This is a genomic window from Actinoplanes sp. NPDC019969, from assembly GCF_055562375.1.
In genome coordinates this window covers 70,967-84,177 of sequence record NZ_JBVHFK010000003.1, presented here as the reverse complement: position 1 = coordinate 84,177, position 13,211 = coordinate 70,967, and the positions used below count along the sequence as shown (strand labels likewise).

Annotated in this window: 10 protein-coding genes; 2 read left to right on the top strand and 8 right to left on the bottom strand. The window is 70.9% G+C overall.

All coding sequences use genetic code 11. The features are described 5' to 3' along the window. Positions 1 to 33: 33 nt before the first annotated feature. Complete coding sequence (locus tag ACZ3II_RS10490) at positions 34 to 1,029, top strand: LacI family DNA-binding transcriptional regulator (protein ID WP_465517341.1); 996 nt, start codon at positions 34 to 36, stop codon at positions 1,027 to 1,029. Here the strand turns inward: ACZ3II_RS10490 and ACZ3II_RS10485 are convergent. From ACZ3II_RS10485 to ACZ3II_RS10465, 5 genes are all read right to left on the bottom strand, one after another. After that, complete coding sequence (locus ACZ3II_RS10485; protein ID WP_465517340.1) at positions 1,016 to 2,239, bottom strand: alkaline phosphatase; 1,224 nt, start codon at positions 2,237 to 2,239, stop codon at positions 1,016 to 1,018. The genes ACZ3II_RS10490 and ACZ3II_RS10485 overlap by 14 nt on opposite strands. A gap of 530 nt (positions 2,240 to 2,769) precedes the next feature. Then, the gene (locus ACZ3II_RS10480; protein ID WP_465517339.1) at positions 2,770 to 4,377 is read right to left on the bottom strand and encodes an RICIN domain-containing protein; all 1,608 of its coding nucleotides are present in this window, start codon (positions 4,375 to 4,377) and stop codon (positions 2,770 to 2,772) included. A gap of 85 nt (positions 4,378 to 4,462) precedes the next feature. Then, positions 4,463 to 5,008, bottom strand: a complete 546-nt coding sequence (locus tag ACZ3II_RS10475; RefSeq protein WP_465517338.1) for a hypothetical protein — start codon at positions 5,006 to 5,008, stop codon at positions 4,463 to 4,465. A gap of 133 nt (positions 5,009 to 5,141) precedes the next feature. Next, entirely contained in the window at positions 5,142 to 5,801 is a 660-nt protein-coding gene (locus ACZ3II_RS10470) for a lytic polysaccharide monooxygenase auxiliary activity family 9 protein (RefSeq protein WP_465517337.1), read from the bottom strand. Positions 5,802 to 5,908: 107 nt separating this feature from the next. Then, positions 5,909 to 7,900, bottom strand: coding sequence for a cellulase family glycosylhydrolase (locus ACZ3II_RS10465; protein WP_465517336.1), 1,992 nt, complete (start codon positions 7,898 to 7,900; stop codon positions 5,909 to 5,911). 147 nt (positions 7,901 to 8,047) lie between these two features. Between ACZ3II_RS10465 and ACZ3II_RS10460 the strand changes: the two genes are divergently transcribed. After that, positions 8,048 to 10,333 (top strand): putative bifunctional diguanylate cyclase/phosphodiesterase, encoded by a 2,286-nt coding sequence (locus ACZ3II_RS10460; protein WP_465517335.1) that lies wholly within the window; start codon positions 8,048 to 8,050, stop codon positions 10,331 to 10,333. Between the two features lie 54 nt (positions 10,334 to 10,387). Here the strand turns inward: ACZ3II_RS10460 and ACZ3II_RS10455 are convergent, their stop codons facing one another. The 3 genes from ACZ3II_RS10455 to ACZ3II_RS10445 all read right to left on the bottom strand — a co-directional run bounded on the left by ACZ3II_RS10455 (position 10,388) and on the right by ACZ3II_RS10445 (position 13,175). After that, positions 10,388 to 11,086 (bottom strand): HAD family hydrolase, encoded by a 699-nt coding sequence (locus ACZ3II_RS10455; RefSeq protein WP_465517334.1) that lies wholly within the window; start codon positions 11,084 to 11,086, stop codon positions 10,388 to 10,390. Between the two features lie 38 nt (positions 11,087 to 11,124). Beyond that, positions 11,125 to 11,550, bottom strand: a complete 426-nt coding sequence (locus ACZ3II_RS10450) for a hypothetical protein (RefSeq protein ID WP_465517333.1) — start codon at positions 11,548 to 11,550, stop codon at positions 11,125 to 11,127. Between the two features lie 158 nt (positions 11,551 to 11,708). Beyond that, on the bottom strand, positions 11,709 to 13,175 hold the full coding sequence (locus tag ACZ3II_RS10445; RefSeq protein WP_465517332.1) for an MFS transporter: 1,467 nt from the start codon (positions 13,173 to 13,175) through the stop codon (positions 11,709 to 11,711). Positions 13,176 to 13,211: the final 36 nt, after the last annotated feature.

Genomic DNA, 13,211 nt, shown 5'->3' with positions numbered 1-13,211 from the left:
CGGCGGTTCGGAGACCGGTCTACAGTGAGGGCCATGCCGGTCACGATCAACGACGTAGCCCGCGCCGCCGGAGTGTCCCGCGCCGCCGTGTCGAAGGTGATCCGCAACGCCTACGGGGTCAGCCCGGCCATGCGCGAGCGGGTCGAGGCCGCTATCGACCGGCTCGGATACCGGCCGAGCGTGGCCGCGCGGGCGCTGCGCGGCTCCTGCTACCGGATCGGCCTCGAGGTCCCGCACGTCGACGCCCGGTTCATGACCCAGATCGTCGAGGGCGCGAAGCGGGCGGTGGCCGGCACGCCGTACCAGATGGTGCTCGCCCCGGCCGACGGCCCCGGCTACGACACGTTGCGGTCACTGGCCGACGGCCTGGTCGACGGCATCATCGCGGTCGCGCCGACGGTCGACGCACAGTGGCTGGAGGAGCTGGCCAGCCGGATCCCGGTGGTCATGCTGGGACGGCACGACACACCCCGGGGGTACGACACGGTGGTCGGTGACGACATCGCCGGCGCGCGGGCCGTCATGGACCACCTGATCGGTCTCGGGCACCGGCGCATCGCGCACCTCACCGAGGCGGAGATCATGACCGTTCCCGGGCTGGGCACCCCGCACGCGATCCGGCTCGAGGTCTACCGGCAGCGCATGATCGAAGCCGGGCTCGGCGACCTGATCCGGGTGGCCCGCCGCGACGAGAGCTCCGGGTCGGCCCAGCGCGTCACCGAGGAGCTGCTGGCCCGGCCGGACGCCCCGACGGCGATCTTCGCCGGGCACGACGACATCGCCCTCGGCGCGCTCGCCGCGGTCACCGCGGCCGGGCGCCCGGTCTCCGTCGCGGGATACGACAACACCGACCTGGCCGCACACCCCCTGATCGGCCTGACCTCGGTCGATCAGGAGGGCGTGGAGATGGGCGCGCAGGCGGCGACCATGCTCCTCGAACGGTTTCGGGGCCGGACCGAACCCCGGAAGTACATGGCCGCCACCTCGTTGCGGGCCCGCCGCTCGACCGGGCCGGTCAGCGCTTCGTGAGGATCGGTTGCAGGACCTCGTGGACGTACGTGTTCGGGTGCTTGCCGGTGAACCGTTCCGCCTGCGGCCCGTACGCGGTCACCGGCACGTCCTGACCGGTGTGATCGGTCGTCGTCCAGTCGATCCGGAACCGCAGCGCCGAACCCTTCACCGGGAACGGCCCGTCCTGCGCAGGCGTCGCGTCGTCGACGTCCTCGACCGCCAGGCCACCGGTCTCGTGGTCGCCGGTCACCACGACCAGGGTGTCCGGGTGCCGGCTCGCATACTCCTTGGCGACCGCGACCGCCTTCTCCAGCTCGCCCATCGCCTGCAGGGTGCGGGCCGCGTTGTTGCGGTGCGCGAACTCGTCCACCGCCTCCTCCTCGACCAGCAGGAAGAACCCGTCCCGGTCGGTGGAGAGCGTGGACAGCGCCTTGCGGGTCATGTCGGCGAGACTCACCACCGGCCGGTAGATGTCCCCCTGGCCCTCCGGCCGCTGCTGGAACATCTCCTCGTTGGCGAACAGCCCGAGCACCTTCCCCGGCCGGGCCGCGGCGAGCTGGGCGGGCGTGGACACGTACTGGTAGCCGTCCGCCTTCGCCCTCTCGATCAGGTTGCCCTCGGTGCCGCGGCTGTACTCCTCCGGGTCCTCGGCCGGGCGGTCCGGGTACGCGCCGGGCGTGCCCGCCGGCAGCCACCAGTCCTCGCCGCCGCCGAGGATCACGTCCGGCCTGGTGACCTCCAGGTACTGCCGGGCGATGTCGTCCTGCGCCGCCCGGTCGACGGCGTTCGAGAAGAACGCGGCCGGGCTCGCGTCGGTGACCTGCGCGGTCGTGACCAGCCCGGTCGCCTTCCCGGCCGCCTTGGCCCGCCCACCGAGCACCGGCAGCGGGTGGCCGTCCGGGTCGACGCTGATCGCGCCGTTGTAGGTGGCCACGCCGGTCGCCCAGGCGCTCGCCCCGGCCGCCGAGTCGGTGATCGCCGACTCCGGGTCGTCGGGGCTGGTGGTGAGCTGCCCGGAGACGGGGAACGAATCCATCACCAGCCGCCCGCCCAGGCCGGCGTGGAACAGGCGGGCCGCCTCCCGGTGGGCGGCCGCCATGCCGTCCCCGTTGACGAAGATGACATTGCGGACTTTCGGGGCGCGCCTCTCCCCTTCCTCGGGTACGGCGAACGGGGTGACCACGATCAGGCCGGCAGCCGCCAGCCACCGCACGGTTCGTGTCAGCACGGGCTCCTCCTTGAGCGTCGAGGACATCGACGTCAGTAAACGCCTTCCCGCCCTTGAACACCCGAAGAACAACAGATTCGCCCGGAAGGTGTGCGCCCACCAGCCGACCCAGCCCGATCACCCTCAGCACTCACCACCGCCGCGATGCGGCCGCCGGCCCCCCAGTGATGACAAAGCGTGGCCTTCGCCCCGCAGCAGGACGCCCTCGGACGCCCCCCGGCCTCCCGTGGCAACGATTCGGGCTTCGGTGGCAGGTGGATGCCTACGTCAAGGTCGGCCAGGACCGGTGGATGAACTCGGCGCCGCGGCACCGCGAGTCCGGCGATGCCGGTGACGCCGCCGATCGGCCGGCTGTCAGTGCTGTCTCCCGCTGCTCGAGACGGCGCTGACGACCAGCCGGGGTTTTCCGGCTGGCGCTCATGGCTGTCTCGAAGCGGCCGAGACAGCCACCACGACCAGCCGGGGGGACGGGACGGTGTGTGGAGTTCGGGCGAAATACGCGGCCGAACTCCACACACCGGATCATGCGGTCAGCACCAGGTCAGCGTCGAGTTGGAGCGGGTGACGTTGCTGATCGTGTTGTTGGTGCCGGTGCACGGGCTCCAGGTGACGTTCGTGTTGGAGACCGAGAGGTTCTGGAAGCGGATGCCGCTGGACGGGGCGAACTCCGTACGCGAGGCGATCCGCACCTCGCCACCACCGGAGACCGTGCCGGAGACGCCTGCGATGACCACGTTGTAGCAGTTCTCCACCAGGATGGAGTTGTTGCCGGTGTTGGCGATGTCGACCCGGTCGATGGTGGCGCCGCCGCTCTCCGAGACGCAGAAGACGCCCCGGCCGCCGCCGCGGGCCTTGACCAGGCCGACCTTGATGTTGTTCGGGTAGGAGGATCCGACCCTGCCGTTACGGTTGGCCATCCGGAACGCGGCGTAACCGGTGCCGGCTCCGGCGTTGTCCGCGTCGACGGTGCCGACGGTCGCGTTGATCGTCTGGTTGAGGAGCAGGCCGGATTCGCCGACGCTGCGGGCGGTCACGGTGCCGATGGTGATGCCGTCGACGCCGTACGTCTCGACGGCGTGCGAGCCGGCGCCGGACACGTACACATTGTCGATCTTGACGTTGCGGGTCCACTGCGAGGTGTCGCCGCGGTTGTCGATGCGTACGCCGAGGCCGGCGCTGAGCCGCATGTCGATCTGGCCGAGCCAGACGTTGCTGACGTTGCGCATGAAGATGCCGTAGATCGGGGCGCCGGTCAGATTGAGGTACGGGACCTCGATGTTGCTGACCCCGCGCGCGTAGATCGGGGCGTAGTCGCCGCTGCCCGTACCGGTCACGTTGATCGTGCCGCACACCGACAGTGACGTGTAGCTCGCCAGGGAGATCCGGCTGCCCGCGGTCATCGTGCCGTTGCCGCGGACCACGACCCGCTGGATGCCGGTGCGCCCGGCGGTGAGGCTGCCGATGCCGGCCTGCACGGCGGCCCGGAAGTCGGTGCCGGTGTAGACGGCCGAACCGGACGCGTTGCGGGCCGTCCAGGTGCTGCCGCTGACGGTCACCTCGGACTGGAACGTGCCGGTGCCGCAGCCCGCCGCGGTGCCACCGCCGGCGACCTGGGCCAGCTGCCACTGCTGGTTGGGGTTGCCGAGGTCGGCGTACTGGGCGACCTTCGCCCCGTCGGCGGTGGAGTGCTCCCACACCTCGACGGCTTTGCCGGAGTGCCGGTTGAGCAGGCGCACGTAGCCGTCCGGCGAGTCCTTGAGGGTGAACTGCTGGCGGGTGGTGCCGTTGTCGGTGTTCTGGATGAGCTGGGTGCCGTCGGTGGCGTTGGGCAGTTCGAGGAGCAGGCCGCTGTGCCGGCTCTTGATCTTGTAGTAGCCGCTGCCCGCGTCGACGAACTGCCACTGCTGCCAGTTGCCGTCGTTGCGGGTGAACTGGGCGATGCCGGCGCCCGCGCTGGTGGACAGGTTGTAGACGTCGAGGGCTTTGCCGCTGTTGCGGTTCACCAGGGCGTACCAGGCCGAGGTGTTGACCGTGGCGGCGCTGGCCTGCTGCAGGCCGAACGCGGCGCCGGCGCCGGCCAGCACGGTGACGACCGTGCCGATCAGGGCGGCACGCCAGGGGCGTTTCCGGACGGACATGGGGGATCTCCACTCGGGTAGGGGAACGCTCAGATTGGGGATGTGAGCGCTAACAGAGCGGAGATAGACTACACCCGATGTACGGTCAGAGTCCCGCCGCGTCGTCGTAGCGTTCCCGCAGCCCGGCCATCTGCTCGGCGGACAGCGCCTCGACGGCCGCCACCTCGGCGTACCGGGGTGGGAACATCTGCCACAGCCGGTCGACGTACTTCACCTCGGCCGTCGCCTCGACCACCTGGATGCCCGGCGGGTCGGAGGTCATGTCGAGGATGACCGGGCCGGCCAGCTTGACCGCCACGTCCCAGGGCCGCTGCGCCTCGGCGACCCCGCACAGGTGGAAGCCGTAGACGGTGCGCACGTCGTCCAGCGTGGTCGCCGCCGCCGGCTCGTGGCCGTAGATGCGCACGCCGCACACCACCGCCGGTTTCGCCGCGCCGGCCGACGGCGGGACGGCATGCCCGGCGTGCTGATGCTCTCCGGGGTCGGCCTGTTCGAGGACAGTACGCATCCGGGTCTCGATCTGCGCCCGCAGGCTCTCGGGCTCAGCGCCGGGCTTGGCCAGGGCGAACGCGCCCGCCGACGTGGCGAGCAGGGTCGCGGCCGCCAGCCCGTACCGCAAGAAGGTCTTCATCTCTCTCCTCGCCTCCGGGGATCCGGCCGGTCGTCAGGGCTGTCTCGATCCCGCCGAGACAGCCCTGACGACCAGCCGGGAGAACAAGGGGCCCGGCGGACCGGGGAGATCCGGGCCGCCGGGATCGTGCCGATCAGACGAAGGTCACGTCACTGCACCACATGTAGGCCTGGTCGAGGTGCGAGGCCTGCCAGATGACGAAGAGGACGTGGTGGCCGGTGTAGCCCGACGTGTTGACGTTGAACGAGATGTTCTGCGCCGGGGCGTAGCGGCCGGTCTGCGTGATGAAGTCGAGGTTCCCCCAGCCGAGAGTCTGGGTGGCCGGGTTGAACCCCTGCTTGCTGACGTAGACGCGGAAGTAGTCGGCGCCGTGGCTGGCCTGGTCGTACAGCCGCACGGTGAAGTTCCTGCCGACAGTGCTGGTCTTCCACGCCCCGGGCCGGTTCAGGCTGTTGTTACGGGTCAGCCCGTTGCTGCACAGCTGGCCGTCCGGGGTCTTCGCCTGGAACTGGGCACCCAGACCGTCCCGGAGCGCGGACATCCAGTTCCACATGGTGTCCGGGTTGGCCTGGAACGCCTGCCAGCACATCGGGTCCTGCTGCTGCATGGCCGGGTTGGTGTGCTGGCTGCCCCAGGTCTGCCAGCACTGGTAGGCGCGGCTGGCCGGGGACACGATGGTGCCGTGCGCACTCGCGGCGCCGGTCCAGGGCACCGTGCTGACCACCATGGCGATCAGCACGATGAACACCTGGACGAGCCGGCGGCCGGAGCGTCGGGTTTCGTGTGGGGGCACGTTACCTCCTCCTTTGGGTCGCGTTCGGGGAATTGGGAGCGCTCCCGGCCCAGCATTGCACCGATGTTTCGTGATATCAACTCATGTCTATCTGGTTAATGTCTCTTTCACGACGATGTGCAGGTCAGACCGACGGGAGTCGCTGCCGGCCCGTTGCCGACGAACCCGAACGTGGCACTGGCGCCGGGCGCCAGGGCACCGTTGTGGGGGGCGTTACGGACGGTCACGGCAGGCGTGCTCAGCACCCCGTTCCACAGCGAGCCGACCGTCGTGCCGGACGGGTACGCCCAGCTCACGGTCCAGCCGGTACGGGCCGTCGTGCCGGTGTTCTTGACCGTGACCTCCATCTGGAAGCCACCGGACCACGAGCCCAGCGTCGTGAACGTGGCCGAACAGCCCTGGCTCTCCCCTCCCCCGCCGTTCGCCGTCGTGACACTGCGGGCCGGCGATGCGGTGGAGACGTTTCCGGCCGCGTCGCGGGCACGGACACTGAAGGTGTACGCCGTACTGGCGGTCAACCCCGTCGCGGTGTACGAGGTCGCCGACACCGTGGCGACCACGGTCCCGTTGCGCAGCACCTCGTACGCCGTCACGCCGACGTTGTCGGTCGCCGCCGCCCAGCTCAGCGCCACACTGTTCGCCGTGACGGTGCCCGCCGTGGGCTGCCCCGGGGCGCTCGGCGCCGTGCTGTCGCCCTCGCCGCCGCCGTCGCCGTACCGCTGGCCCAGGCTGATCCCGGTCGTGCTGCCGTCCCCACCCAGCGGGACCTGGTGGTCGAGGCCGACGAACTTGCCGGCGTGCTGCCACAGCGCCGGCTTCAGCAGCGCGTACTTCTCCTCGTCCCAGGTCTTCCAGTCGTCCAGCAGCAGGCCGCCGGTGTCGCCGGAGTTGGGGTTCAGCACCCAGAACGTCTGGTGCAGCTGGTTCTCCGCGATCAGGTCGCGCAGCGCCGTCATCCACCTGTCCTGCCGGGCGTCCTGGCCGAGCCGCCCGCCCCACTCGCCGATCAGCAGCGGCGCCGTGTTGTTCTCGTGCAGGTAGAACCAGTTCGGCCGCCACACGTCATCGGTCAGCGACGCCTTGTCGAACGGCTTGTCGAACCACGGCTGGTTGAACACCAGCGGCCCGTAGTCGTGCGGCGAGTAGACCAGCTGGTCCTGGTTCGCGCCCAGGCTGATCGGGTGGTCCTTGACCCCGCGCAGGTTCCCGCCCCACCAGTTGTAGTAGTAGTTCGGCGACCGGTCCGGATCGGTGTTCGGCGAGCTCCAGGTCTCCCCCTCCCGCGGGTAGACCTCCTGGCCCTCGACGACGATCAGCACCTCGGGGTTGATCGCGAGGATCCGCTTGGCGGCGGTCTCGGCGGTGTGCTTCCAGTTGTCGACGTCGGTGGACGAGTCCCACTTGGCGCGGACGGGATCGTTGGGCGTACCGTGCGGCTCGTTCTTCAGATCGAACGCGACCAGGGTGTCGTCGTTCTTCCAGCGGGCCGCCGCCCACTCCCACGCCTGGTAGAAGTTCTCCGGCGTGATCGTGCCCTTCCACCACACGGGGTGCACGTGGCCGGAGTTGTCGGCCTCGGCGGAGTGCACGTCGAGCATGACCTTGATGCCGAACCGCTCGCACAGGTCCAGCCAGAACTCGAAGATCTGCAGGCTGTTCATCCCGGTCAGTTCCGGGTTGGCGTAGGTGTTCACGTTCGGCGCGGTCGCCTGCCCGTTCTTCCACTCCAGCAGCAACTGGGTGGAGATCGGGACCCGGACCAGGTTGATGCCACGCTGAGCCATCGACTTGGTGACGTCGGTGATGTTCGCCGACCAGAGGCCGTGGAACACGCGTTCCGAGGCGTTGAAGCCGAACCAGTTGGCGCCGGTCAGCCAGACCGGATTCCCGGCGGCGTCGACGATCTTGTTGCCTTTGACGTGCAGCCAGTCGTTGGCGGGCGGCGCGGCGGCCGCCCCGTGCGGCAGGGCGGAGGCGCCGGTCACCGCAAGCGCGGCCCCGACGAGAGCGGCGGCGAGCCGGCGCCCGCGACGCGATCTGAGTGTCACAACAGTCTCCAGGGGATGGGAACGGGAGGCTGGGAGCGCTCCCAGCAACATCGACACTATTTAATCCCCGGGAAACAAAGCAACACCCTCTTTTCGGTACGCCCACCGCGCGGCGCCGGCCCGAGGCGGAGGCCGTGCCCGCCTGACGGTCGCCGCGATCCGGCTACGGATATCGGCAGGACTGCCGAACAATCTGACATGGGAGACCGCCGCCGTGCCTCGTGGTGGTGTCTGGTCGCCGCGGTGGGCAACGCGTCGGCCGGCCTCCTCTGGTTCCTGTGGTGGTGGCCGACCGGCATCGGCCCGACGTCGGTGGCGTACGTCTTCATGCCCGTGGGCACCGCGATCGCCGGTCATGCGATCCTGACGATGCTCCGCACCGTCCGCCCGGCGCCGGTGGCCCGCCGGTTCTGGCTGCACCTGCTCGGCGGATGCGTTCTCCTGACCGCCGGCTACGGGCTGCTCGCCGCCGCGGCCTTCCGGAGCCGTCCCGCCTACCCCGAGATGCCCGCCGCGGCGACCGTGTGCGTCTGCGCGGGCGTGCTGGCCGGGATCTACGCGGTCGCCCGGGTTCCGCTCGGCGTCACGACCCGGCGCGAACGGGGCCGGCAGTGGCTGGACCGTTCCATCGCGTTCCTCGGCTGTGCGGCGGTGCTCTATCACTTCGGGCTCGTTCCGCTGATCTTCACGCAGGGATCCTGGGACCGGCCGCTCACGGCGATGGTCCTGCTGGCGTTCCTTCTCGCGGCCGGGAGCATCACCAAGGTCTCGTACATCAGCGGTGGCCCCATCGACCGGGTCTCCGTGCGGCTTCTTGCCGCCATGGGACTGACCGCCGCGGTGGTGGCGATGCTCGCGGTCGAGCGCGTCGCCCAGTGGCAGGCGATCGCGCAGTCCCTGGTCCTTCCGGTGATCCCGGTGCTCGTCGCGCTGGCCGCCCACCGCCAGCAGATCTCGTCCGGCACGCCCCCGCGCCGCCCCAACACCTGGCTGCCGTACCTGGCGGTGGCCGCGGTGCAGACTCCGGTCGTGGACGTGCTGCTCCGGAAGGGTTCGACGCCGGCCCGTACGGTAGCGGTCGTCGGTGTCATGGTCATCGCTCTGGTCATGCTCCGGCAGTACCTGGTGGTCCGCGAGAACGCCGGGTTGCTGCGCGAGCGCGAGGAGTCCGAACAGCGGCTGCGGTACGAGGCCACCCACGATTCCCTGACCGGTCTGGCCAACCGTGCGCTCTTCCGGGACCGGCTCGAATCCGCCGCGCGATCCGGTGACACCACCGTGCTTCTGGTCGATCTCGACGATTTCAAGTCGGTCAACGACAGCCTCGGTCACGACATCGGCGATCAGCTCCTGACCGCGTTCGCCGCGACGCTGCTCGGCGCCGTCGGCGACGACGGCCAGACGAGCCGCCTCGGCGGCGACGAGTTCGCCGTGCTGGCGACCGGCGCCGGGAACATCGGCGACCGGCTGGCGGAGCACATCCTGGCCGCGGCCGCCGAACCGATCAGCGGGCACCGCCTGCTGGTGCACGCCAGCATCGGTGTCGCCACCGCGCCGGCCGGGACGGCGCCGAGCGCTCTGCTGCGCGACGCCGGCGTCGCCCTCTACACGGCGAAGCAGCGCGGCAAGAGCAATGCGGTGCGGTACTCCGCGGACCTGGCGGGGCCGATGTTCGCCGACGCCCGCCTCGGTGGCGAACTGCGGCATGCTCTCGACGCCGGCGAGTTCCGGTTGCTCTACCAGCCCATCATCGCCCTCGACAGCAGACGGCTGATCGGTGTCGAGGCGCTCGTCCGGTGGCATCACCCGCACCGTGGCCTGGTGTCACCGCTGGACTTCATCCCGGCGGCGGAACGCACCGGCCTCATCGTGCCGTTGGGCCGGTGGGTCCTGCGCGAGACCTGCCGCCAGGGGGCCGCCTGGCTCGCCGCCTTCGGGCCCGGCGCGCTGCAGAAGGTCGAACCCAACGTATCGGTGCGCCAGCTGCACGATCCGAACTTCGTCGACGACGTACGCACGGCGCTGGCCGACAGCGGCCTGCCCGCTGACCGGCTGGTCCTGGAACTCACCGAATCCGCGGTGCTTCGCGGCCCGCAGGTGTCGCGGGTCCTGCACGACCTCCATGGACTCGGCGTCCGGCTCGCCCTCGACGACTTCGGCACCGGCGAGTCCTCCCTCAGCCTGTTGCAGGCCTTCCCCGCCGCCATGGTCAAGCTCGACAAGTCGTTCGTCGACGGCATCGAACTGGCCGAACCGGGCACCTCGGACGCGGATGCCCGGCAGGCCGTGGCCCGGGCGGTGGCGCAACTCGCTCAGGCCCTCGGCCTGGAGGCGGTCGCCGAAGGCATCGAGAACGAGGAGCAGGCCCAGCGCCTCGTGCGGCTCGGCTACACGGTCGGCCAGGGGTACCACCTGGGCCGGCCGATGGAGGCCTCCGATATCAGCGCCCTTCTCAGCCGGCAGTGGCAGACCGCCGCGACGTGAGGCCCCGCCGTCAGGTCAACCGGCATGTGCCATGCGGCAGCCGGCCCGGTGCGCTCAGACCGGCGTACGGGAGACGGGACGGCCGGCCAGAAGGGCGGGCAGTTCCGTCATGGCGGTGAAGATGTGGGCGGCGCCGGCGTCCAGCAGCACCCGCGGAACGTTGTGCGACGGGCTCCCCGGCGGGCAGAAGCCGTAGACGGTGGCGCCGGCGGCCACGCCCGCCCGAACCCCGGTCGGGGTGTCCTCGACGACGGCGGTGCGGGCCGGGTCGACGCCGAGGGCGGCCGCGGCGGCCAGGTACACGTCCGGGGCCGGTTTGCTGCGGGGCGTCTCCATCCCGCTGAAGACCTTGCCGGCGAACGTCGTGTCCAGGCCGACCTTGGCCAGCTGCAACTCCACCTTGTGCCGGTCGGCGCCGCTGGCACAGGCGACGTTGCCCCCGTACCGCCGGTCGATGTCGCGGGCCGCGGCGACCGCGCCGGGAATCGGCAGCAGGTCGCGGACGAGCGCCTCGTTGCGGCGCTGCCGGAACTCGTCGAGCCAGGCGCCGGTCACGGTGAAACCGGTGTGGGCGGTGATCACGGCGGTCTCGTCACGCAGCGCCCGGCCGACGAACAGGCGGAAGCAGTCGGCCTCGGAGATCTGCCAGCCGAGTTCGTGCAGCATCGTCCGGAGCACGCCGTTGGTGATGCGCTCGGAGTCGACGAGGACACCGTCACAATCGAAGAGCACGGCGTCGTACGGGGTAACCATGACGGTGACCTTAACGGCAGGCCCGCTCCCGTCCGGCGTCAGCTCATGGGTTCGACAGTGCGGCCGCCCAGAGGAGCGGTGAGCCGTACCGTGACCACCGACTCCTTGGCGATGGTCACGCAGTCCTTGCGTGCCGCCTCGGGCAGCAGTCCGACACGGACCCGGATGCCCACCACCGTCGTGCTCTCCGCCACTTCCGGGTCGGCGCCGTAGCAGTCGGCGGGCCCGGCCGTCACGGTCACCTGGAGGGTCCGATCGTCGACGCTGCGCCAGTCGCGCCACTGGACGACCCGCGCGTCGACGAGGTCGCTCCGGACCGGCAACGTCTGCGGCTGTGCCGGGCCGGTCGGGGCTCGTACGCCGGACGTGTCGCCGCCGGGCTCGCCCGCGGCGTCGCAGCCGGACAGCGCGGCCACCACGACCAGAAGCCAGGCAGCAAGTGGAAGTGACGGCCGCACCCTCATCGGTTCAACCTACCAATCCGCGGTGGCGGCGTTCATCGCGTCGACGACAGCCTGGTCGAGGCGAAGCTACCGAAGGCATCGCCACTCATCTATGCCATTCCGAGGACTGCGAGTGCATGAAGGACTATCGGGAGAGATCGAGTCCACCCGGTGGCAGGTCACGGGGATGCCGTACCCGGATCAGGGGCCGCGGTGGTGCGGGGCAGGGCGAGCATCGCGAGCGCCGCCAGCAGGTAGGCGGCGACCTGCCAGGGCATCACCCGGGCGAGACCGTGCCCGAACAGCGCCGGGGCGCCGCCCGCCACTGCCGGGTCGTCGAGGGCGTTGAAGAAGACGGTGCCGAGCACGGCGATCCCGGCCGCCCCGCCGACCTGGGTGACGGTGGACAGCACCCCGCCGGCGGCGCCGGCCTGGCGGCCGGGCACACCGGCCAGCACGACGGTGACCAGGATCGGCGCGGCCAGTCCGAGGCCGAGGCCGCCGAGGAACAGCGCGCCGGCCAGGGTCCGGTATCCGGGGGTGTCACCGTCGCGGACCAGCAGCCACAGCAGGCCCTGCGAAGCGGCCAGCGTCAGGGAGCCGGTGATCAGCAGGGCCCGGCCGGCCTTGGCGGCGAGCGCCACCCCGGCGCCGGAGGTGAGCATCGAACCGATCGCGTACGGCAGGATCACCAGGCCGGTCTCCCACGCCGAGCGGCCCGTCCCGGACTGCAGGTAGATCGACAGGACCAGGAAGAACGACGCCAGCGCGCCGAAGAACAGCACCGACGCCGCGAGCCCGGCGGTGAACGGGCGGACGGTCAGCAGCGCCGGGTCCAGGATGGGGGAGGGCACCCGGCGTTCGTATGCGAGGAAACCCGCGAACAGGATCAGCCCGGCCGCCAGCAGGGCCCAGCCCCACCACGGCCAGCCCCACTCCCGGCCCTGGACCAGCGGCAGCAGCACCAGCACGACGGCGGCCGCGGACAGCACCGCGCCGCCGATGTCCGGGCGGGCCCGCTGCGGCGCGGTGGACTCGGGCAGCACCCGGAACCCGAGCAGCAGGGCGGCGACAGCGACCGGGATGTTGATCCAGAAGACCGTGCGCCAGCCCAGGCCCCACAGGTCCGCGTCGACGAGCGCGCCGCCGAGCAGGGGGCCGGCGACCGCGGCCAGGCCCTGCACCGCTCCGTAGGCGCCGAACGCCTTGGCCATCGCGGCGGGCGCGAACGAGGAGCGGATGATCCCGAAGACCTGCGGAACCATGAATCCGCCCGCCAGGCCCTGCACCGCGCGCAGGGCGATCAGCGCCTCGGCGGTCGGGGCGAGCGCGCAGGCCGCGGACGCGACAGCGAAGCCGGCCAGGGAGACGAGGAAGATCTTGCGGCGACCGTACGCGTCCCCGATGCGCCCTCCGGTGATCAGGCCCGATCCGAGGGCCAGGGTGTACGCGGCCACCGTCCACTGGAGTTGCGCCCGGCCGGCGCCGAGATCGGCGGCGATGTCCGGGGCGGCGACCGTGACGATGGTGACGTCGAGCAGGTCCATGAACGAGGCGAACAGGACGACCAGCAGGGCGATCGACGCCCGCCGGTCGGTGATCGCGGGCGGCCGGAGAGTCCCGGCGGAAGGGGAATGTGTGCTCATGCCGGGCACAGTGGCAACCGTGGCGGTCACGGACTG